Origin of the sequence: Comamonas sp. CAH-2, from assembly GCF_009668305.1 — a bacterium.
Lineage (GTDB): Bacteria > Pseudomonadota > Gammaproteobacteria > Burkholderiales > Burkholderiaceae_C > Comamonas > Comamonas aquatica.
This window is the reverse complement of sequence record NZ_VSWF01000046.1, coordinates 1-21,215: the sequence shown is the minus strand read 5'-3', so window position 1 is coordinate 21,215 and position 21,215 is coordinate 1. Positions and strand designations below refer to the sequence as shown.

Below are 21,215 nucleotides of genomic sequence, written 5' to 3'. Positions count from 1 at the left end.
GGCCTAAGCATATCCAGAATGAATTACCCACCCACAAACAAGCATTGGACTAAATAGCCAGCCATCCGCATCATGCAGACTTGCAGGAAGACGGCGTCCCCGGCCTTTCTGCCTGTTTTTGCCCTGCAGCGCTTATACAGCCTGCGCAGACTGCTCTGAAAGTTGAGAACTCCATGTCCTGCTCCTTCTCGCCCGAACAACTGTGGAACCTGGCCGACACCTACGGCACCCCGCTGTGGGTCTATGACGCCCAGGTGATCCGTGCACGCATCGCCCAGCTGCAGGCGTTTGACACCGTGCGCTTTGCGCAGAAGGCCTGCTCCAACATCCACATCCTGCAACTGATGCGCGAACAGGGCGTGAAGGTGGATGCGGTCTCGCGCGGTGAAATCCTGCGCGCCCTGGCGGCCGGCTATGTGGCCGGCGGCGAGCCCTCGGACATCGTCTTCACCGCCGACGTGATGGACGCTGCCACCCTGGCCACCGTGATCGAGCACCAGGTGCCGGTGAATGCCGGCTCCATCGACATGCTGCACCAGCTGGGCGCGGCCTCGCCCGGCCACCACGTGTGGCTGCGCATCAACCCCGGCTTTGGCCACGGCCACAGCAACAAGACCAACACCGGCGGCGAGCACAGCAAGCACGGCATCTGGCACACCGACCTGCACGCTGCGCTGGACGCCATCGCCCAGCACGGCCTGCACCTGGCCGGCCTGCACATGCACATCGGCTCGGGCGTGGACTACGCCCACCTGCAGGAGGTCTGCGGCGCCATGGTGGCCCTGGTCAAGTCGGCCAAGGACCACGGCCACGACCTGCAGGCCATCTCGGCCGGCGGCGGCCTGTCCATCCCCTACCGCGACGGCGACCCGACCATCGACACCGAGCACTACTTCGGCCTGTGGAACGCGGCGCGCAAGCAGGCCGAGGCCATCGTTGGTCACCAGCTGGCGCTGGAACTGGAGCCTGGCCGCTTCCTGGTGGCCGAATCCGGCGTGCTGCTGGGCACGGTGCGCGCCACCAAGGGGGCGGGCAGCAACCACTTCGTGCTGGTCGACACCGGCTTCAACGAACTGATGCGCCCCAGCATGTACGGCAGCTACCACGGCATGCACCTCCAGCGCCGCGGCGTGGGCGTGCTGCCCGCCGTGCGCGACAGCGTGGTGGCTGGCCCGCTGTGCGAGTCGGGCGACGTCTTCACCCAGGGCGACGGCGGCGTCGTGCTGCCGCGCGCGCTGGGCGATGCACAGGTCGGTGACCTGCTGGTGATCCACGACACCGGGGCCTACGGCGCCAGCATGTCCAGCAACTACAACACCCGCCCGCTGGCGGCCGAGGTGCTGGTCGACGGCGCGCAGGTGCGCCTGATCCGCCGCCGCCAGACGGTGGACGAGCTGCTGGCCCTGGAGCTGGGCCTGTAAAGCGGTTGGCAGCGCAGTGCGCCGCACGCCAAAAAGGGAGCCGATCGGCTCCCTTTTTTTGCAAATGCATAGCTGCCGGCGCTGGCTGCACCTGCGCCAGCGGCCGCAGGGGCTTAAAGGCCTTCGTGCTTGGGGTCGCGCGCCATCAGGCGCTGCACCGCGGCCTGCGGGGTGATGTGGCCGTCCAGCAGCTCCACCACCGTGGCGGCGATCGGCATCTCCACGCCCACGGCCTGGGCGCGCTGCACCACGGTGCGCGCGCTGTACACGCCCTCGGCCACGTGGCCCAGCGAATCCACGGCCTGCGCCAGCGTCAGGCCTTGTGCCAGCAGCAGGCCGACCTTGCGGTTGCGCGACAGATCGCCCGTGGCGGTCAGCATCAGATCGCCCAGCCCGCTCAGGCCCATGAAGGTCTCGGGCTTGGCACCCAGGGCCACGCCCAGGCGCGTCATCTCGGCCAGCCCGCGCGTCAGCAGGGCGGCGCGGGCGTTCAGGCCCAGGTGCAGGCCGTCGCACAGGCCGGCGGCAATCGCCATCACGTTCTTCACGGCCCCGCCTACCTCCACGCCGACGATGTCCTCGTTGGCGTACAGGCGCAGCGGCCCGGTGTGGAAGGCCTCCAGCAGGGCCTGGCGCACGGCGGCATGGCGGCTGGCGGCCACCAGCAAGGTGGGCTGGCCGCGGGCCACTTCCTGGGCAAAGCTGGGGCCGCTGAGCGCGCCGCTGGCCAGCTGCGGCGCCACCTGGGCGCAGACCTCGTGCGGCATCAGGCCCACGCCGGTATGGCCGGCGGGCACGGCCTCGAAGCCCTTGCACAGCCAGGCTACGGGCACGCGCACCTGGGCTGCGGCCAGGGCCTTCAGGGTGCTACGCAGCGCCGACATGGGGGTGGCGATGATGACCAGGTCCATGCCCTGCACGGCCTGTGTCAGCGGCGCGGCGCTGACCTGCAGCCCGTCGGGGAAGGCCATGTCCGGCAGGTAGCGGGGGTTGCTGCGCGCAGCCTGCATCTCCTGCACCTGCTGCGCATTGCGCGCCCACAGCGTGACCTGGTGGCCGGCGGTGTGGCGGGCCGCGCCAATCGCCAGGGCCGTGCCCCAGGCACCGGCACCAATCACAATCAAATTCATAGCTTTAAGCGCTTGTATCCATTGGCCTAAAGGCCAAAAAATGCATAAAAAAGACCCCGCATGCGGGGCCTCTTTTGTAGCACGCCCGCAGGCGGTGCCGCGGCAGCCGGGCTTACTGCACGGTGCCGTCGGCCTGGGCCGCGGCGTTCTGCTGCTCGTACATGGCCTGGAAGTTGATTTCCGCCAGGTGCACGGGCGGGAAGCCGGCGCGGGTCACCACGTCGGCCACGTTGCCGCGCAGGTAGGGGTAGATGATCTGGGGGCAGGCCACGCCGATCACGCCACCCATCTGGTCTTCAGGGATGTTGCGGATTTCAAAGATGCCGGCCTGCTTGGCTTCCACCAGGAACAGGGTCTTGTCGTCGATCTTGGTGTGCACGGTGGCGGTCACGGCCACTTCGAACAGGCCTTCGGCCACGGGCGTGGCTTCCACACCCAGCTGGATGTCGACATTGGGCTGTTCCTGCTGCAGCAGGATGGCGGGCGAATTGGGCTGCTCCAGGGACAAGTCCTTCAGATAGACACGTTGGATCTGGAAGACGGGCGTTGCTTGTTCGGACATGGTCTCGGTCTTTCTTACTTACGCTTGCTACGCAAAACAGTCGGTCATAAAAAGGCCCGCTGGCAGTGGCTGCGACAGCGGGCACTTGGGGTGGCATTATGCAGCGCGGCGCTGCGGCCCACGACCTCAGGCGTTGAGCAGGGGCAGCAGTCCGCCCTTGGCGTCCAGCGCGATCAGGTCGTCGCAGCCGCCGACATGGGTGTCGCCGATGAAAATCTGGGGCACGGTGCGGCGGCCGGTGATCTGCATCATGTGGTCGCGCGCAGCGGGGTCGCTGTCGATGCGGACTTCTTCGATCTGTTCCACCCCCTTGGACTTGAGCACCTGCTTGGCGCGCACGCAGTAGGGGCAGACGGCGGTGGTGTACATCTTCACGGCTTGCATGGGAAAAATCCTTGTCAGTCTGGAAACAGGGGCCACGAAAAAGGGGCCTCGCGGACCCCTTGATGGTAGGACAGCTGGAAAGAACCAGCCGGCTTAGGCCTTATCCACCGGCAGGCCGGCATCGCGCCAGGCCTTCATGCCACCGGCCAGGGCCTGGGCCTTCTCAAAGCCCAGCTTCTTGGCCTGGGCCTCGGCGCGCACGGCGCGCGCGCCCTTGTCGCACACCAGGATCACGGGCACGGCCTTGTTCTTGGCCACCTGGGGCAGGCGCTCGTCCAGCTGCGACAGGGGGATGTTCTTGGCGTTGGTGATGTGGCCCTTCACATATTCCTCGGGCTCGCGCACGTCCACCACCACGGCTTTTTCGCGGTTGATCTTGGCCACGGCGTCGTTGGGCTGCAGCGAACCACCACCCATGCCCTTGAGGCCGGGCACCAGCAGCAAGCCACCAGAGACCACCGCCAGCAAAATCAGATACCAGTTTTCAACAATGAACGTCACGTCAGTCCTCAGGTTGGCAAAGTGCGCAATTCTAGAGCGACAGCCAACGCCCTGGACAATCCAAGCCATACAGGCCGGTGGTGCGGCCTAAAATAGCGGGTTGATACTTTTCCCTCCGTATTTCTTCGAAAGCCGCCATGTACAAGCTCGTGCTGATCCGCCACGGTGAGTCCACCTGGAACCTTGAAAACCGCTTCACCGGCTGGACCGATGTGGACCTGACGCCCACCGGCGTCTCGCAGGCCATGTCGGCCGGCAAGCTGCTCAAGGCGGAAGGCTACGAGTTCGACCTGGCATACACCTCGGTGCTCAAGCGCGCCATCCACACCCTGTGGTACGCCCTGGACGAGATGGACTGCACCTGGCTGCCCGTGGTCAAGGACTGGCGCCTGAACGAGCGCCACTACGGCGGTCTGCAAGGCCTGAACAAGGCCGACATGGCCAAGCAGTACGGTGACGAGCAGGTGCTGGTCTGGCGCCGAAGCTACGACACGCCCCCGCCCGCGCTGGAGGCCTCCGACCCCCGCAGCGAGCGCAGCGACCGCCGCTACGCCGCCCTGCCGCCCGAGCAGATTCCCCTGACCGAATGCCTGAAGGACACCGTGGCGCGCGTCGTGCCGTTCTGGACCGAAACCCTGGCGCCCCAGATCCAGTCGGGCAAGCGCATCGTGCTGGCCGCCCACGGCAACTCCATCCGTGCGCTGGTGAAGTACCTGGACAACATCGCCGACGATGCCATCGTGGGCGTGAACATCCCCAACGGCATCCCGCTGGTGTACGAGCTGGACGCGCAGCTCAAGCCCATCCGCAGCTACTACCTGGGTGACGCCGAAGCCGCCGCCAAGGCCGCCGCGGCCGTGGCCGCCCAGGGCAAGGCCTGAAAGTTGTAACACCCTACCTGTCTGCGGGTGGTTGGGCCTGCGCCCGTTCACCCGCCAGGCAGCGACGTGTATATTGTGCAAGCGGATAAGTAACTGAAGAGTCTATGGGCCAAAAACTCAAAATTGCTGGATGGGTGTCGCTCGGCGTGCTGGCCGGTGCCTTGACCACGGTATCGCTGCAAACCGTTGCACGCGGTGGCATCTCGCCCCTGCCGCTGGAAGAAATCCAGCAGCTGTCGGCGGTGTTCGGCATCATCAAGACCGACTACGTCGAGCCCGTGGACGACAAGAAGCTGATCACCGATGCCATCTCCGGCATGGTGTCCAGCCTGGATCCGCACTCGCAGTATTTCGACAAGAAGTCCTTCAAGGAATTCCGTGAAGGCACGTCCGGCCGCTTCGTCGGCGTGGGCATCGAGATAACGCAGGAAGACGGTCTGATCAAGATCGTCTCCCCCATCGAAGGTTCGCCCGCCGACCGCGCCGGCCTCAAGACCAACGACCTGATCACCAAGATCGACGACACCGCCGTCAAGGGACTGAGCCTGAACGATGCCGTCAAGCGCATGCGCGGTGAGCCCAAGACCAAGGTGCAACTGACCATCTTCCGCAAGGACGAGAGCCGCACCTTCCCCGTGACCATCACGCGCGAAGAGATCAAGACCCAGTCCGTCAAGGGCAAGCTGGTCGAGCCCGGCTACGCCTGGGTGCGCCTGAGCCAGTTCCAGGAGCGCACGGTCGACGACTTCGTGCGCAAGATCGAAGAGATCTACAAGGAAGACCCCAACGTCAAGGGTCTGGTGCTGGACCTGCGCAACGACCCCGGTGGTCTGCTGGATGCGGCCGTGGCCATCTCCGCCGCCTTCCTGCCCGAGGGCGTGACCGTGGTCAGCACCGACGGCCAGCTGGCAGAAAGCAAGTCCGTGTTCAAGGCCGCGCCCGAATACTACGCACGCCGTGGTCAGGGTGATCCGCTCAAGCGCCTGCCCGCCGCCCTGAAGAAGGTGCCCCTGGTGGTGCTGGTGAATGAAGGCTCGGCCTCGGCCAGCGAGATCGTGGCCGGCGCCCTGCAGGACCACAAGCGCGCCACCATCATGGGCAGCCAGTCGTTCGGCAAGGGCTCGGTGCAGACCGTGCGCCCCCTGGGTCCCGACACCGGCCTGAAGCTGACCACCGCCCTGTACTACACCCCCAGTGGCAAATCCATCCAGGCCAAGGGCATCGTGCCCGACGTGATGGTCGATGAAACCGCCGAGGGCGACGTCTACGCCGCCCTGCGCATGCGCGAAGCCGACCTGGAAAAGCACCTGGGCAATGGTGACGCCTCTGCCGAAGCCGAAGCCTCCGCAGCCCGCGAGAAGCTGCGCGAAGAAGCCCGCAAGCGCCTGGAAGAGGACACCAAAAAGCCTGTCTCCGCGCGCCGCCTGCCCGAGTTCGGCTCGGACAAGGACTTCCAGCTGCAGCAGGCGCTGAGCCAGCTCAAGGGCCAGCCCGTCAAGGTCAGCAAGACCCTGACCGAGCGTCCGCCCGAGAAGAAGGACAAGGACGAATAAAGCTTTTCATAGCTGCCAGCGCGCGACTTGCATAGCTTTCAAAGTCGAAACACATTGAAAGTCATGTAAATCCAGCGCTGCCAGCTCATGTTTTCAAGAACGCCGGGTGCCTTGTGTCCCGGCTTTTTTCATCGCCGTGCCACGCCGGATGGCCGGCAGCCGCCCCCAGCACCGCGGCGCGGCGGTGATGCACCCCGGTGCCGGACCTTCCCGCCATGAACGACGACCAACTCCTGCGCTACTCGCGCCACATCCTGCTCGACGAAGTCGGCATCGAAGGCCAGCAGGCCCTGCTGGACGCCCACGTGCTGATCATCGGTGCTGGCGGGCTGGGCTCGCCCGCGGCCCTGTACCTGGCGGCCTCGGGCGTGGGCCGCATCACCCTGGTCGACCACGACACCGTGGACCTGACCAACCTGCAGCGCCAGATCGCCCACACCACGGCCCGGGTGGGCCAGCCCAAAGCCAGCTCGGCGGCCCAAGCCATCCACGGCCTCAACCCCGAGATCCAGGTGCACTGCATCCAGCAACGCGCCGATGCGGCCCTGCTGGACGAGCTGGTGGCCCAGGCGACGGTGGTGCTGGACTGCTGCGACAACTACCGCACGCGCCAGGCCGTCAACGCCGCCTGCGTGCGCCACCGCGTGCCCCTGGTGGCTGGCGCCATCATCCGCCTGGACGGCCAGATCACCGTGTTCGACCCGCGCCGCGAGGACTCGCCCTGCTACGCCTGCCTGTTCGCGCCCGAGGCCGACTTCGAGGAAGTCCAGTGCTCGACCATGGGCGTGCTGGCCCCGCTGGTCGGCATCATCGGCTGCATGCAGGCGGCCGAGGCCTTGAAGCTGATCGCCAACTTTGGCGAAAGTCTGACAGGCAAATTGCTGATTCTGGACGGCCGCAGCATGGAGTGGTCGCGTATGCGCACCAGCCGCAACCCCGATTGTTCAATATGCTGTAACAAGAAGTAGGACTATGACTACAGCGGTGTTCACCCAGACGGCGCAGAATTGGCCCTCGCCCTTTTGCCCCCTGACCGTGCTGCCCTTGTAGAGATTTCCCTGCCGTGAAACTACGTACTTTTTTCGTTGAAGACAACGCCACCATCCGAGAGAACCTGGTTGAGACGTTGCTTGAACTGACGGACGTCCAGCCCGTCGGGTACGCGGAAACCGAGGCCGAAGGCAAGGCCTGGCTCACCGATCCCCACAACGCGTGGGACCTGGCCATCGTCGACCTGTTCCTGCGCCAGGGCAGCGGCTTGGGGGTGGTGGCCGCCTGCCAGCAGCGCCAGCCCCACCAGCGCGTGGTGGTGCTCAGCAACTACGCCACCCTGGACGTGCGCCAGCGCTGCAAGGAACTGGGCGTGGATGCGATCTTCGACAAGTCCAACGAGATCGATGCACTGCTGGACTACTTCATGGAAATGCAGTGACCTCCTGCCGGTCCCCGGACGAAAAAGAAGCTGACCTCGGTCAGCTTTTTTGATGGCGCGGGCCGCAGTGCAGATCAATCGATCAGCTTGTTCTTCAGGGCGTAGTACGTGAGGTCGCTGTTGGACGACAGCGCCATCTTCTCCATCAGGCGCGTGCGGTAGGTGCTGACGGTCTTGACGCTCAGCGACAGCGACTTGGCAATGTCACCAGCGGTTTCACCCTTGGCCAGCTTCAGGAACACCTGGAACTCGCGCTCCGACAGTTGCTCGTGGGGCGGCGCATCGTCCTTGCGGTTGAGCTGCTGGGCCAGCAGATCGGCCACGGTGGGCGTCAGGTAGCGGCGGCCCAGCGAAATGGTGCGGATCGCCTCGGCGATTTCCTTGGGCTCGCACTCCTTGTTCAGGTAGCCGCTGGCGCCCTGGCGGATCAGGTTGATGGCGTAGTGCTCTTCCGGATAGCCGCTCAGGATCAGGATGCCCATGTCCGGCGCCTTGGCGCGCAGCATGGCCAAGGCATCCAGGCCGCTTTGCCCCGGCATGGACAGATCCATCACCAGGACATCGATTTCCTGCTGGCGCACCAAGTCGATCGCTTCACGGCCATTGCTGGCCTCACCGACCACGCGCAGGTCCACGTGTTCCGACAAATACTGGCGCAGACCTGACCGTACGATGGAATGGTCATCCACGATACCTACTTTGATCATCGAAGCCTCTCTCTATGTTGCGGGCCAAAGCCCTGAACTTTTTGGTTTCTACAGAACAGATTGCCTGCAAATCCTTGCACTGACTGGTCTCAAAGCATCTTGATTATGCAGAAGAACTGCACCAAACTCGCAATCAACTGGAGGATTGAATGTGAAATGGACCCAACTGCGCCGCATGGCAATCAGCCTGCCCGTGGCGATTTTTGCCGCCTGCCTGATGATTGGCATCAGTGAATATGGCAACAAGCAAACCAGCCAATCCCTGAGCAACCTGGCCCACGCCTACGACACGCGCACCGCACTCAGCACACTGACCAAGGAGATGCTGGATGCAGAAACCGGCCTGCGCGGCTACCTGCTGACCAGCGACGAAAACTACCTCAAGCCCTACAACGAAGCGATACAGAACATCAGCAGCACCCTGCAGCGCATCCGCCAGTTGATCGAGACCACGCCCCAGGGCATGGAATTCTTCATCCCGATGTCGCACAGCATCAGCCGCAAAACCGCAGAGATGGACCTGAGCCTGCGGCTGTTCCGCGAAGGCAATGCCGATGCGCTGAAGTTCGTCATGTTCACCGACATGGGCAACACGGACATGAGCAACATCCGCGAGCTCGCCCACAAGCTCGACACACTGACGGCCGAGCGCGCCGGTCGTTACCAGCAGGACATCAACAGCTCGCTCATCATGGGGCGCATAGGCGTGGCCACGGTCACGCTGTTCGGTCTGTTCGCTTTCTACCTGTACCTGCGCCAGAACAACATGGTGGACCGCCTGCACAAGCGCGAACAGGCCCTGCTGTCCGAAGAGCGCTCACGCCTGGAAAACCTGGTGCGCGAACGCACCGCCACCCTGACCGAACTGGCGAACCACCTGCAGCAGGTGCGTGAAGACGAACGCGGCCACTTGGCCCGCGAGCTGCACGACGAACTGGGCGCCTTGCTGACGGCCGCCAAACTGGATGTGGCACGCCTGAAGTCGCGTATCGACATGGGCAACCCCGAGATCGCCGACCGCATCAAACACATGACGGAGACGCTCAACAGCGGGATTGCGCTCAAGCGCCGGATCGTGGAAGACCTGCGCCCCTCCTCGCTGGCGAACCTGGGGCTGTCGACCTCTCTGGAAATCCTGACCAGCGAATTCGCCCAGCGCAGTGGCATCGAAGTGGAGGCCATCTTCGAAGCCGTGGAACTGCCCGAGGCCACCGAGTTGACCATCTACCGCCTGGTGCAGGAGTCGCTGACCAACATCGGCAAGTACGCCAAGGCCAGCCAGATCCAGGTCACGGTGCACCGATACCCCACCTATGTGGCGGTGCAGATCAAGGACAACGGCGAGGGCTTCGACCTTGCCAGCATCCGCCCCAACTCCCATGGGCTGGCAGGTATGCGCCACCGCGTGGAAGCAGCCGGCGGACGCCTGACCATCAACTCGGCCCTGGGTGCCGGCACTACCGTGTCGGCCATCATTCCCACAGGCGCCACCCCGGCCGAGGCCATAACTGCGATCTGAGCCCGTCCCCAGGCCAGCCCCTCATGCCACCTGCGGGTGGCTTTTTTTGGGGGTGCTTGGGGGCGCTGCTGCCCGTCACCCAGTTGCCGGTGTAGGCGTGGCCCCACACGCAGCACGCCCGCCGGGCTGACAAGCAGCCTCCCCCGGTACTGGCACGGCACCCTGCCGAAGCCGCCTACAGTAGGAACCCTGATTCGTCTCAAAGCACAACGAATTCAAGCAACTACGAACGAGGAGGCTCACCATGCTGCACTACGCCGTTGTTTTTCTCATCATTGCCCTGGTCGCGGCCATCTTTGGCTTTGGCGGGATCGCTTCAGGTGCCGTTGGCATCGCCAAGATTCTGTTCTTCATCTTCGTGATCATGGCCGTCATCAGCTTTGTGATGAGCCTGCTGAAAAGCAAAAGCTAAGCCGATTGGCGTGCCCCTGCCGCCACCAATGGCCCTTCCAACCTGCACAAGGAATGATCGATGAACCAATTTGATGACAGCAAGAAAAAACTGGCCGAAGCTGCGGAATCCACCAAGGAGGCCGTGAAGGATGCCGCCCAGACGGCCCGCGACAGTGCCAAGGAGTTTGCCCAGGAGACCCGCGCCTCGGCACGCGAAGCCGCGCAAACCACCCGCGAAGCGGCCCACCACGCCATCGACAAGGCCCAGGAAGGCCTGCGCACCGTGGAAAAGGAACTCAGCCCGGCCATTGATGACCTGTCCGCACGCGCCCAGGAATTCTGCAACAAAGGCATCCACCTGTGTGCCGAAGGCACGGATCGCGCACGCCGGCACTTCCAGCAGGCCGCCGAAACCACCACCCGCTATGTGGTGGAGCAGCCCGGCAAATCGATCCTGATGGCAGCGGCCGCCGGGGCGGCGATTGCAGCAGCCTTCCTGCTGGGCCGACGCCGATAAACCTGCTCATTTGCGGCCAGCCGCACTGCTTTTACCGCCCAGCGGCCGAAGCTGGACGGTTGTTCCCCCCTGATACACCAAAACATACATAGAGGAGCTGAATCCATGCAATCCATGAAGCAATACACACGTGCCATCGCATTTGCCACCCTGATCGGTGCCACCGTCATTGGCGCCGCCGGCTGCTCGGTAGCCCGCAACCAACAAACCGTGGGCTCCTACGTCGATGACGCCGGCATCACCACCGCCATCAAGGCCAAGTTTGCCGAAGACCACACCGTGGCCGCTACCTCCATCAGCGTGGAAACCCTGAAGGGCACGGTGCAACTGTCCGGCTTTGCCAAGAGCCAGACCGAGAAGGACCGCGCCGAAGCCATTGCCCGCAACGTCAAGGGTGTGACCTCGGTGCGCAACAGCATCGTCGTGCGCCCCTGATCGGGCCACGCCGCGCTGCCGCGGCGGTGGCGACCACCACCGCCTGCCATGGGCCGACCCAAGCCGGGTCGGCTTTTTCATGGGCAGCGCCCACACCGTTTTGTCGTTAAGCTTGCCGCATGCGTGCCTTTACCTGCGACCACTGCGGCCATCTGGTGTTCTTCGAGAGCACCGCCTGCGTGCATTGCGGCGCCCATCTGGCCTTTGTGCCTGAGTGGATGCGCATGGCCGCACTGGAACCTCATGCCACGCAGCCTAACGTCTGGCAGCCCCTGTCGACCACACACACACCGCACCTACGGCTGCGCATGTGCCACAACCGCAGCAGCGCCGGCAACCCCTGCAATTTCACGACCGATGCCGATGGCTCGCAGCCCTACTGCGTTTCGTGCCGACAAACCCGCTGGTTGCCCAACTTTGACAACCCACAGAACCTGCTGCGCGCCCACAAGATCGAAAACGCCAAGCGCTACCTGTTCTACACCCTGTCCTGCCTGCAATTGAGCGTGCTGCAAGGGTTTGCGGCGCCCACTTTCGATTTCCTGGAAGACCTGCCCGGCCAGCCCCCGGTGCTGACCGGTCACCTCAGCGGCATCATCACGCTGAACGTAGCCGAAGCCGATGACGACGAACGGGCGCGTCGCCGCCAGGCCCTGTTCGAGCCTTACCGTACCCTACTGGGTCATCTGCGGCATGAGTCCGGCCATTTCTTCTGGGATGCACTGGTGCGTGACACCGCCTGGTTGCAGCCTTTCCGCGCGCTGTTCGGGGATGAGCGGGCCGACTATGCCCTGGCCCTGCAAGCCCACTATGCCCGCGGCCCACAGGAGCTGGCAGGTTGGCAACAGCAGCATGTGAGCGCGTATGCCGCCGCCCACCCGTGGGAGGACTGGGCCGAAACCTGGGCCCATTACCTGCACGTCATGGACCTGATGGAGACCGCCGCCAGCTACCGCGTGCAACTGCGGCTGCCCGGTCACATGGCCAGTTGGCCCCCGCTGGACAACCCCTTCGACACGCACAGCCTGCCGTTCGAGCACATCCTGCAGCAGTGCGTACCGCTGACACTGCTGCTCAACAGCCTGAACCGCAGCCTGGGCCACAACGACGCCTACCCGTTTGCCCTGTCGACCGGTGCCGTGGCCAAGCTCGGCTTTGTCCACCAGGTGGTGGGGGCCCACCGTGGGGCAGCAGGGCCAGGCTGATGCCGCTACTGTAGAGGCCTGCAACGGCCAGATTTCTCGACCGCTGTTCGCGGGCCTATGGCCCTAGACCGTGATCGTTCCGCTCAGGTAGCGGGCGCAATCGCCCGCGACGTCCACGCTCGATGCCGTCACCTCGCAGTACAGAGTGCCTGTGCGCCGCGAGGCCTGGTGGCCGATCAGGACCGACTTGCCCAATTGTCCCGCCCAGTACGGTACCAGCGCGGCGTGGATGGAACCGGTGACCGGGTCTTCATCCCCGCCATTCGCGGGCCAGAAGTAACGACTCACAAAGTCATAGCGCGCACCGGCGTCTGCAGGGGCTGTCACGACCACATCGAGGGGGCCCAGCGTTTGCAAGCGGACCAGATCCGGCTGGACCGCGCGCACGTCCGCTTCGTTCGCATATACGGCCACATAGGCCTGCTCGTTCACCAGCACCGCGGATGGCGCAGGACGCAAGCCCTCCAGCAGCGCGTTGGGCACGTCGGCCAGTGGGCACGCATCGCGGCGGGGGAACGTCATGACGATGCGACCGCTCGCCTGCAGCGTCGCCACCACGTTCCCCACGGCAGCGGCCCAGAACGTGAGGCGGTCGTGCCCCGGTTTGGATGCAAAAAGCACGCAGGCGCTGGCCAGCGTGGCATGGCCACAGAATGCGATCTCCTTGATCGGCGAGAACCAGCGGATCTCGAACGCTGCGCGGTCATCGCTCCAGACCAGGAAGGCGGTTTCGGAGAGGTTGTTTTCGGTGGCGATCGCTTGCAGCGTCGCATCGGGCAGCCATGCTTCGAGCACGACCACGGCAGCCTGGTTGCCCTTGAATTGTTCGGAGGTGAACGCGTCAACGATATGGATTGGCAGTTGCATGGCAGGTGGGCAGGGGTGAGGGAATGGAGGTACCCGGTGGGCGCATGCCATGGGGCACAGGGCCGAGCACGAGGAAATCATAGAGGCTCAATATCTGCGGACTGACCCCAACGACTGCCTTGAGCAGGTTGAATGTTTTCCACGAGGCTTCCACGGCCCAATGCCACTGGCCAAGCGAGAGCGTGCCACAAGCGGCTTTGACACAATCCTGCGAGAACAGGCTACCGCGTCACCATCTGCATGGCTTGCCCCGAGTGAACGCCCCATCGGCCACCGACATCCTTGTCGCGATGGACGCAGCGCGCGACTGTGCGCACGAGAATGCCGTCCGATGTGCTCCAGCTCCAGGCAGTGACGAAGTCCGAACGCGGCGATACACTGTGGAACACCACCACCCCGGCTGCAGCCCGCATGCAGCCAGGACCCGGCGGTCCATACACCCAGCCTGCCCTCGCGCCACATCAGGTCGCAGTGCCCGCCGGCACCCCGCGCAGGTCTGGAACGCTGTGTCTCATGGCGACACGCCATCCAGTCCCAGCGGCCCGGTCGGAAACTGCTCGATGGGCAGCGGGCGGGCAAACAGGTAGCCCTGGAACAGGGTGCATCCGCAGTCGGCCAGGAACTGCCGCTGCGCCAGCGTCTCCACGCCCTCGGCGATGATCTCCAGCTCCAGGGAAGTGCCCAGGTTCACGATGGCCTGCAAGATGGTGGCACCCTGGGTACCGCTCTTGAGGTCGCGCACAAAGCTCTGGTCGATCTTGAGCTGGTCCAGCGGCAGCTGGCGCAGGTACGACAGCGACGAATAGCCGGTGCCAAAGTCATCCAGGGAAAAGCCCAGCCCCAGCTGGCGCAGCTGGTGCATGCGCCGCACCACCTGGTCGAGATCGCCCATCACCAGGTTTTCCGTCAGCTCCAGCTTCAAGCCTGCAGGGCGGACCTGGTGGCGCTCGATGGTCTGGGCCACGAGCTGAGGGAAGTCCGGGTCCAGCAGCTGGCGCGCGCTGACATTGATCGCCAGCCGCAGGTGCTGGGTGGACGGCGCGCTTTGCCAGCGGCGCAGCTGCGCGCACCCGGTATCCAGCACCCAGGCACCAATGTGCAGGATCAGTTCGCTCTCCTCGGCCAGCGGTATGAACTCGGCCGGGGACACCGAACGGCCCGCGCTGGTGACCCAGCGCAGCAGTGCCTCCGCCCCCGCAATGCGCCCGTCGTGGTCCACCTGGGGCTGGTAATGCAGCACCAGTTCCCGACGCTCAATGGCATGGCGCAAACCTTCTTCCAGCGCCGCCTTGTGCGCCACTGCAGCTTGCATCCAGGCATCAAAGAACATGATGGCATTGCGTCCGGCCGCCTTGGCCCGGTACAGCGCCAGATCGGCTTGGCTCAGCAAGGTCTGGGCGTCCTGCTCCTCCCCGCCCCACAGCGTGACGCCGATGCTGGTGGAGCAATAGAACTGCAGGCCGTTGAGCAGGTAGGGCTGGCTCAGCGCCAGGCGCAGTTGCTCGGCAATCGCCATGGACTGCGCCCGGGCTGCCTGCGGATCAGGGTCCAGCCCCTGCGCCAGCACCACGAACTCGTCGCCGCCCAGCCGGGAGGCCGTATCACCACTGCGCACATTGGCGCTGATGCGCTGCGCCACCTCGACCAGCAGCTGGTCGCCCACGGCATGCCCCCGGGTGTCGTTGATGACCTTGAAGTTGTCCAGGTCCAGCACCATCAGCGCGCCGTGGGTCTGGTCCTGCTGGCAGGTCTGCAGCGCGCGCGGCAGCAGCTCCTGCAGCCTCCGGCGGTTGGCCAGTTGCGTCAGCGGATCGTAGAAGGCCAGTTGGTGGACTTTTTCTTCGGCCTCTTTCTGCTCGGTGATGTCCTGCATGTTGCCGAACCAGGCACACAGCCTGCCCTGGGCATCGCGCTGCATCTGTGAACGCGAGCGCACCCAGCGCATCGCGCCATCCGTTCGGCGCTGCACCGGGTACATCATTTCCGATTCGCTCTGGGTGTCGCGCAACTGGGTCATCATCTGCGCCCAGACCCGCTCGCGGTGCTCTGGGTGCACCAGTTCCCGCCAACCTTCCAGGGTGCGCGAACCATCGGGCCGCAGTCCCAGTATGTCATCCAGCTGGGGCGAAGTACGGAATACCTCGCGCTCGGGGTCATAGACGAAGTACCCGACCTTGGCCAGTTGCTGGGAATTGCTCAGCAAGGCCTCGCGTTCGCGCAGGCTCTCCACGGTGCGCCGCAGCTCGGCGGTCTGCTCCTTCACCCGCTCTTGCAGCGCCTGCTCCCGCTCGGCCAGCGACTCGGACAAGGCCTTGATGGTCAGAGTGTCGCGCATGGCCAGCCAGGTACGGCGGTGGTCCACCTGGGCCATGCCAAAGGTCATGCACCAGTAGACCGCCAGCGAGAGGGTCAGGCTGAAGCCCATCGGCTCCACATAGGGTTGCTGCAGCACCTGCAGCAGGAGGACCGCCCACGCACTACCGGCAAACACCGTCCACACCCGCACAAAATGCGCCATGGTGGGAATCAGGAAGACGATGGTGATGCACAGCAGCATCAGGCGGTAGTAGAACAGCGCGTCCAGCTGGCCGGTCTGGACGATCAGGGGCATCAGCCCCCAGATCACGCCGGCCAGGCCGGCCGGCAGACACTCCCAATTGATCAGCGTGCGGGCTGGCACACCGCGCTCCAGGGCCTTCAGCGCCCAGCGGCCAAAGACCGCACTGCCGATCAGGGGGAGGGCAATCAGCGCCGCCCACAGCAGCAGACGGCCATGGTCGACCACCTGCCAGTGCGGGAACAGCACCGCCACGATGCCCAACAGCCCGATGGGAGCCGCCGTGCTGGTGCGGTGAAACAGTTCCCTGGCCAGGGCCGCCTGCAAGGCGCCCTGGGGGATGGTGATGGCGTCGGTGGAAGTGGCCATGCTCAGCCCCCGTGCGGGGCCTCAATGCCGCGGGCAGTGTGTGCCCGGCTGGCGCCCGCATGCCCAGCTTGGGCCAGCACGCGCCAGCCGCCATACTGGGTCACGCCCTGCGGACCATCGCCCAGGTGCCCAACGCCCATGCCGCCGACGTCGTTCATGGCAGAGGACCCCGGATGTCGAAAATGGTGACGGGCATGGCAAAGATTTACATTTTGTTGGATCTAACGATGCGGGATCGCCAGCCCCGCTGTCAAGCCACGTTCCTTGAAGTCGCGCTGCTGTCCTGCATGCACAGGCTGGACCGTCGCATGCTATGGGTCGGATGCGCCACAGCAGCCTGCAGATGGGCGATTCCGCAGGGGGCCAGTGGGTGGTGGTTCAGCACCAGCTCACACAGGCTGGAGCAGACCTGCCCACACGGGCACAGCGCTGCCACCAGCGCCCGGCACCGGTCTGCCACCGGTCGACGCCCCGTGGCCCCCGGGGTCTCAGCCCCGGTCCAGCTTGGCCAGCAGTTGCTGCAGCACGGTGGGCGAGACAAACTGGCGCACCTCGTCGCCACCCAGGGTGGCGATCTCGCGCACCAGGGTGCTGCTGATGAACATGTACTGCGCGCTGGGCGTCAGGAAGATGGTGTCCACATCGGGCATCAGGTGGCGGTTCATGCCCGCCAGCTGGAACTCGTAGTCGAAATCGGTGCCGGAGCGCAGGCCGCGCACCATCACGCGCGCGCCCTGGGCACGCACGAAATCGCGCACCAGGCCGTCGAAGCTCTCCACCCGGATACTGGGCACGTCGCTGAAGACGCCACGCGCCAGGGTCAGGCGTTCGTCCAGCGAAAACATCGTCTTCTTGTGGTGCCCGGCGGCAACGGCCACCACCACCTGGCCGAACATCTGGGCCGCGCGGCGGATCATGTCTTCATGCCCCAGGGTGATGGGGTCAAAGGTGCCGGGGTAGACGGCGACCACGTGCTCGGCCATGGCGATCTCCAGGTTGTAGCGATGATGGCGCGCATTATGCCTGCGCGCGTTTGAGACATAAAAATAGCTTCTGACGCTTGTCCATCAAGCGTCAGAAGCTATGAATTTAGAGCCAGGAAAGGTGGCCCTCAGCCGGGCAGCTTCTGCAGCAGGTGGGCATGCACGGCGCCTGCCTTCAGGTAGCGGTGCAGGTGCAGGCCCAAGGCCGCCAGCTCATCCTCGGTCCAGGCCTTGGGGGCCTCCAGGTAGATGAAGCCATCCTCGGCCACGGCCTGGGCGGCCGCCTTCATGGCGGGGCCGAACAGGGCTTCCGCGGCAAACGGCGGGTCGATGAACACCACATGCCAGTGGCCGGGCGCACTTTGCGCCAGGGCCGCGACGCCGTCACCGCGCTGCACGTGCACGCCTTCGGCCTTGAGCTGCTGGCCCAGGCGCTCCAGCTGCTGGGCCAGGGCGGCATCCTGCTCCACCATGCGCACCTGGGTGGCGCCGCGCGAGGCAGCCTCGAACCCCAGGGCGCCGGTGCCGGCAAAGGCGTCGATGCAGCGCCAGCCCCCCAGGTCCTGGCCCAGCCAGTTGAACAGGGTTTCCCGCACGCGGTCCGGCGTGGGGCGCAGGCCGGGGCGCTGGGCCACGGCCAGGCGGGTGCGGCGCCATTGGCCGCCGATGATGCGCACCTCGCCGGCGCCGCCGGTGTTGGCCTTGGCGGGCTTGGGGCCCTTGCTGCCGGGCTTCTTGCCCGCCGCCACGGCGGCGGCTTCGGCCTCGGCCTGCTTGAAGGCCTCGCGCTTTTTCAAGCGGGCTTCCAGCGCCAGGGCTTCCTCGATGTTGCGATAACTGTTGCGACCCATTACTTCTTTTCTCCCAACACCACGGTCACCATGCGCTCGGGCTGCAGCACACGCTGCATGGCGCGGCGCACGTCGTCCGTGGTCAATGCTTCAATCTTGGCCGTCCAGTGGTCCAGGTAGTCCAGTGGCAGGCCATTCCACGCAATATTGGCCACATTGGCCAGCAGCTTGCGGTTGCTGTCGATGCGCAGCGCAAAGCTGCCAATCAGGTTGTCCTTGGCGTCGCGCAGCTCCTGCTCGGTCGGGCCTTCGGCCACGAACTGCGCCAGCGTGGCCTGCGCCACCTGGCGCGCCTGCTCGGCCTGGTCGGGGCGGGTCTGCAGGCCGACGGTGAAGGCGCCGGCATGCAGGCCGGGGGCAAAGCTGCTGGACACGCCATAGGTCAGGCCGCGCTTTTCACGCACCTCTTCCATCAGGCGCGACACCAGGCCACCGCCGCCCAGGATGTGGTCGCCGACCAGCAGGGCCAGGAAGTCCGGGTCGTTGCGCTTGATGCCGGGCTGGCCGATCAGCACCTGGGCCTGGGCCGACTGGAAGGGAATGCGGATGTCCTGGGCCTGCTGCAACGCCGGCACCTCGGCCACGGCGGGCAGGGGCTGGCAGCCGTGGCCATCGTCCTTGGGCAGGCGCGCCAGCAGCCGGGTCACCAGGGCATCGGCCTGGGCCTTGTCGACGGCACCCACCACGCTCACCTTGGCACGGCAGGCCTGCAGGGTCTGGGCGTGGAAGGCCTGCATGTCGCGGATCTGCAGGTGCTGCAGCGTCTGCTCGGTCACGCGCTGGCCATAGGGGTGGCCGCTGTAGACGGCCTGGGCGTAGGCCCGCCGGGCCACCGTGCCGGGGCGGGTGTTGGATTCGGCGATCGAGGCGCTCCAGCGGGCGCGCTCGCGCTGCCAGACCTCGGCCGGCCAGCTGGGCTGGGCGATCTGGCGCGAGGCCAGGTCCGTCGCGCGCTGCAGCAGGTCGGGTACGGTCAGGCTGCGCAGGGTGTAGCTGAAGCTGTCCGGGCCGGCGCTGGCCTCCAGGCCCGCGCCCAGGTCGGCCCAGGCCTCGCCCAGGGCGTTTTCGTCCAGCGCCGGCTGCTTGCCGTCGGCACGGATGCCCTTGGCCGCCATCAGGCTGACCGCCGCCGCCAAGCCGGCCTTGCCGGCGGGATCGCGACGCGATCCGGCATCGAAGTCGACCTGGATGTCCACCATGGGGATGCTGGGGCTTTCCACCAGCCAGACCTGGGCGCCCGAGGGCTGTTGCCAGTGCTGGATCGGCAGCAGGGCCCAGGCGGAATTGATGCCAAAACCAGAGAATGTGCAAGCCAGCCAAGCGCTGGCAGCTATGAATTTCGTTTTCATCGTCAGCAACTTTCAGTGCATTTGCGCAGAGGCGGGGGCCGCCGCAGGGCGGGCCTGGCCGGCGGCGCGGGGCTGGGGCACCAGGGTGCCGATGGTCAGTTGGTCGTTGCCAAAATACCGACCCGCCACGCGCTGCACGTCGGCGGCGCTGACCTGCATCAGCTGCTGCAGCAGCAGCTCGTCCGCATTCACGGGCATGTCCATGACCCAGTAGTTGCCCAGGCTCTGCGCCTGGCCCATGACCGAATCGCGCTCGTAGACCTGCGAGGCCATCCACTGCGTCTTCACGCGCTCCAGCTCGGCGGGCTGGATGCCCTCCTTGGCGATGCGCTGCACCTGGGCGCGCAGGGCCTGCTCCAGCTGGGCCGGGGTCTTGCCCTTGGCGGGCACACCGGTCAGCGTGAACACGGCGGGGCCGCGCCCCAGCACGCCGGCCGAGCTGCCGGCGCTGTCGGCGACGCGGTCCTTGCCCTGCACCAGGGCGCGCTCCAGGCGCGCGCCGTCATAGCCGTCCAGCACGGCGGACAGCACCAGCAGCGCCAGCGCGTCCTTGTCCGAGGCGTCCAGGTCCTGCACCTTGCGGATCGCCGGCACGCGGTAGGCCATGGCCACGAAGGCCTGTTCGGCCGGCTGCTTGACCTCGATGCGGCGCAGACCGATCTGCCGGGGCTCCTCGCGCGGCTTGCTGACCGGCGCGGCACGCGCCGGAATCTGGCCATAAGTTTCCTCGGCCCAGGCCCGGACCTGCGCCACGTCCACATCCCCGGCGACCACCACGGCGGCCTTGGCCGGCACATACCACTGGCGGTGGAACTGGCGCACGTCGTCGGCCGTCATGGCGTCCAGGTCGCTCATCCAGCCCACCACCGGGCGGCGGTAGGGGTTGGACTGGTAGACGGTGGCAAACAGCTGCTCGAACAGCATGGAGCGCGGGTTGTCCTCGGTGCGCATGCGGCGCTCTTCCTTGACGACCTCGATTTCCTTGGTGAATTCGGAGTCCGGCCACTGGTTGTGGGCAAAGCGGTCGGCCTCCAGCACCATCACGTCGCGCAGCCGGTCGGCCGGGATCTGCTGGTAATAGCCCGTGTAGTCGCGGTTGGTGAAGGCGTTCTCCTGCCCGCCCAGCGCGGCCACGCGGCGCGAGAACTCGCCCGGCGCCAGCTGCTCGGAGCCCTTGAACATCATGTGCTCCAGCACGTGGGCCACGCCGGTGGTGCCATCGACCTCGTCCATGGCGCCCACGCGCACCCACAGCATGTGCACGGCCGTCGGCGCGCGGCGGTCGGGTTGCACGATCAGCTGCATCCCGTTGCGCAGCGTGAACTGCTGCACCGACGACGCCGGGTTGGCCACCGCCGTGCCGGCCCATGCAGCCAGAGATGAGGACAACGTGCCAGCGGGGGCCAAATTCTCGGCCCCGGCACTCAGGCTGGCCACCAGCGCTAGGAGGGATAAAGTTCGTTTCATAGAATGCAGGATTCTAAGAACCCGCCAATGTTCAGTTTTTTCAAGAAAAAAGTTCCCACCACCGACGCAACGCCTGCTTCCACGCAGACGGACGCGGTCGTTCCCACCACCCCGCCCCCGGTGACCGAGGCC

At 65.6% G+C, this 21,215-nt stretch carries 22 protein-coding genes; 10 read left to right on the top strand and 12 right to left on the bottom strand.

From position 1 onward, the window contains the following. Window positions 1-173 precede the first annotated feature (173 nt). Entirely contained in the window at window positions 174-1,421 is a 1,248-nt protein-coding gene (gene lysA, locus FYM52_RS17105; RefSeq protein ID WP_154164951.1) for a diaminopimelate decarboxylase, read from the top strand. Between the two features lie 113 nt (window positions 1,422-1,534). Here lysA and FYM52_RS17100 read toward each other — a convergent pair whose 3' ends face one another. From FYM52_RS17100 to FYM52_RS17085, 4 genes are all read right to left on the bottom strand, one after another. Further along, window positions 1,535-2,551, bottom strand: a complete 1,017-nt coding sequence (locus FYM52_RS17100; RefSeq protein WP_154164950.1) for an NAD(P)H-dependent glycerol-3-phosphate dehydrogenase — start codon at window positions 2,549-2,551, stop codon at window positions 1,535-1,537. 112 nt (window positions 2,552-2,663) lie between these two features. Next, a complete protein-coding gene (gene secB / locus FYM52_RS17095; protein WP_042416789.1) occupies window positions 2,664-3,113 on the bottom strand; it encodes a protein-export chaperone SecB in 450 nt (149 codons plus the stop codon). Window positions 3,114-3,239: 126 nt separating this feature from the next. Further along, window positions 3,240-3,497: a glutaredoxin 3 gene (gene grxC, locus FYM52_RS17090; RefSeq protein WP_042416792.1), complete on the bottom strand. Its 258-nt coding sequence runs from the start codon at window positions 3,495-3,497 to the stop codon at window positions 3,240-3,242. 93 nt (window positions 3,498-3,590) lie between these two features. Beyond that, window positions 3,591-3,998, bottom strand: a complete 408-nt coding sequence (locus tag FYM52_RS17085) for a rhodanese-like domain-containing protein (RefSeq protein WP_042416795.1) — start codon at window positions 3,996-3,998, stop codon at window positions 3,591-3,593. Window positions 3,999-4,135: 137 nt separating this feature from the next. On the opposite strand from FYM52_RS17085, the gene gpmA reads away from it, so the two are divergent. From gpmA to FYM52_RS17065, 4 genes are all read left to right on the top strand, one after another. Beyond that, window positions 4,136-4,879, top strand: a complete 744-nt coding sequence (gene gpmA, locus FYM52_RS17080) for a 2,3-diphosphoglycerate-dependent phosphoglycerate mutase (protein WP_154164948.1) — start codon at window positions 4,136-4,138, stop codon at window positions 4,877-4,879. Window positions 4,880-4,983: 104 nt separating this feature from the next. Next, window positions 4,984-6,432: a S41 family peptidase gene (locus FYM52_RS17075; RefSeq protein ID WP_042416801.1), complete on the top strand. Its 1,449-nt coding sequence runs from the start codon at window positions 4,984-4,986 to the stop codon at window positions 6,430-6,432. 215 nt (window positions 6,433-6,647) lie between these two features. After that, window positions 6,648-7,400 (top strand): molybdopterin-synthase adenylyltransferase MoeB, encoded by a 753-nt coding sequence (locus FYM52_RS17070; protein WP_154164947.1) that lies wholly within the window; start codon window positions 6,648-6,650, stop codon window positions 7,398-7,400. 95 nt (window positions 7,401-7,495) lie between these two features. Next, window positions 7,496-7,864: a response regulator gene (locus tag FYM52_RS17065; protein ID WP_042416807.1), complete on the top strand. Its 369-nt coding sequence runs from the start codon at window positions 7,496-7,498 to the stop codon at window positions 7,862-7,864. Window positions 7,865-7,938: 74 nt separating this feature from the next. Here the strand turns inward: FYM52_RS17065 and FYM52_RS17060 are convergent, their stop codons facing one another. Further along, window positions 7,939-8,571, bottom strand: coding sequence for a response regulator transcription factor (locus FYM52_RS17060; protein ID WP_043381301.1), 633 nt, complete (start codon window positions 8,569-8,571; stop codon window positions 7,939-7,941). Between the two features lie 151 nt (window positions 8,572-8,722). On the opposite strand from FYM52_RS17060, the gene FYM52_RS17055 reads away from it, so the two are divergent. The 5 genes from FYM52_RS17055 (at window position 8,723) to FYM52_RS17035 (ending at window position 12,640) form a co-directional block, all read left to right on the top strand. Continuing rightward, on the top strand, window positions 8,723-10,090 hold the full coding sequence (locus tag FYM52_RS17055) for a CHASE3 domain-containing protein (protein WP_162524764.1): 1,368 nt from the start codon (window positions 8,723-8,725) through the stop codon (window positions 10,088-10,090). A gap of 244 nt (window positions 10,091-10,334) precedes the next feature. Beyond that, window positions 10,335-10,502: a DUF1328 domain-containing protein gene (locus tag FYM52_RS17050; protein WP_042419538.1), complete on the top strand. Its 168-nt coding sequence runs from the start codon at window positions 10,335-10,337 to the stop codon at window positions 10,500-10,502. 60 nt (window positions 10,503-10,562) lie between these two features. Further along, window positions 10,563-11,000, top strand: coding sequence for a hypothetical protein (locus FYM52_RS17045; protein WP_238826253.1), 438 nt, complete (start codon window positions 10,563-10,565; stop codon window positions 10,998-11,000). 114 nt (window positions 11,001-11,114) lie between these two features. Continuing rightward, window positions 11,115-11,435 (top strand): BON domain-containing protein, encoded by a 321-nt coding sequence (locus FYM52_RS17040; RefSeq protein ID WP_042419574.1) that lies wholly within the window; start codon window positions 11,115-11,117, stop codon window positions 11,433-11,435. A gap of 119 nt (window positions 11,436-11,554) precedes the next feature. After that, window positions 11,555-12,640, top strand: coding sequence for a putative zinc-binding metallopeptidase (locus FYM52_RS17035; protein ID WP_154164946.1), 1,086 nt, complete (start codon window positions 11,555-11,557; stop codon window positions 12,638-12,640). Between the two features lie 63 nt (window positions 12,641-12,703). On the opposite strand, the gene FYM52_RS17030 is transcribed toward FYM52_RS17035, so the two are convergent. The 7 genes from FYM52_RS17030 to FYM52_RS17000 all read right to left on the bottom strand — a co-directional run bounded on the left by FYM52_RS17030 (window position 12,704) and on the right by FYM52_RS17000 (window position 21,083). Then, window positions 12,704-13,507 carry a PhzF family phenazine biosynthesis protein gene (locus tag FYM52_RS17030; RefSeq protein WP_154164945.1) on the bottom strand — a complete coding sequence of 268 codons (804 nt, stop codon included), beginning with the start codon at window positions 13,505-13,507 and terminating at the stop codon, window positions 12,704-12,706. Window positions 13,508-14,018: 511 nt separating this feature from the next. After that, window positions 14,019-16,433 carry a bifunctional diguanylate cyclase/phosphodiesterase gene (locus FYM52_RS17025; protein ID WP_154164944.1) on the bottom strand — a complete coding sequence of 805 codons (2,415 nt, stop codon included), beginning with the start codon at window positions 16,431-16,433 and terminating at the stop codon, window positions 14,019-14,021. A 2-nt stretch (window positions 16,434-16,435) separates the two neighbouring features. After that, window positions 16,436-16,591, bottom strand: coding sequence for a hypothetical protein (locus FYM52_RS17020; protein ID WP_154164943.1), 156 nt, complete (start codon window positions 16,589-16,591; stop codon window positions 16,436-16,438). Window positions 16,592-16,921: 330 nt separating this feature from the next. Then, a complete protein-coding gene (gene coaD / locus FYM52_RS17015; protein WP_154164942.1) occupies window positions 16,922-17,416 on the bottom strand; it encodes a pantetheine-phosphate adenylyltransferase in 495 nt (164 codons plus the stop codon). Window positions 17,417-17,544: 128 nt separating this feature from the next. Then, complete coding sequence (rsmD, locus tag FYM52_RS17010) at window positions 17,545-18,267, bottom strand: 16S rRNA (guanine(966)-N(2))-methyltransferase RsmD (protein ID WP_154164941.1); 723 nt, start codon at window positions 18,265-18,267, stop codon at window positions 17,545-17,547. Further along, window positions 18,267-19,616, bottom strand: a complete 1,350-nt coding sequence (locus tag FYM52_RS17005; protein WP_154164940.1) for a pitrilysin family protein — start codon at window positions 19,614-19,616, stop codon at window positions 18,267-18,269. The genes rsmD and FYM52_RS17005 overlap by 1 nt, the downstream gene beginning before the upstream one ends. Window positions 19,617-19,628: 12 nt before the next feature. Beyond that, window positions 19,629-21,083, bottom strand: coding sequence for a pitrilysin family protein (locus FYM52_RS17000; RefSeq protein WP_154164939.1), 1,455 nt, complete (start codon window positions 21,081-21,083; stop codon window positions 19,629-19,631). Window positions 21,084-21,215 lie beyond the last annotated feature (132 nt).